Here is a 214-nt window from a genome sequence, read left to right on the forward strand (position 1 = left end):
CTCCCCCGCCGACGCGCCTCCCGCCGTCTCGCTGAGCCCCCGCGAGACCGACATCCTGCGACTCCTGGCACACGGCCACACCAACCGGGAGATCGCCGCGCGGCTGTATCTCAGTGAGGGAACGGTCAAGAACCACGTCTCCCGCATCCTCACCCGCCTCGCCCTGCGCGACCGCACCCAGGCGGCACTCCGCGCCCGGGACCTCGGCCTGCTG

General features: G+C 72.9%; 1 protein-coding gene. It reads left to right on the top strand.

Annotated elements, in window-relative coordinates; all coding sequences use genetic code 11:
- On the top strand, positions 1-214 hold a 214-nt coding region (locus OP79_RS49515; RefSeq protein WP_033330075.1), incomplete at both ends, for a helix-turn-helix domain-containing protein.

This window comes from Streptomyces yerevanensis (assembly GCF_000716805.1).
Lineage (GTDB): Bacteria > Actinomycetota > Actinomycetes > Streptomycetales > Streptomycetaceae > Streptomyces > Streptomyces flaveus.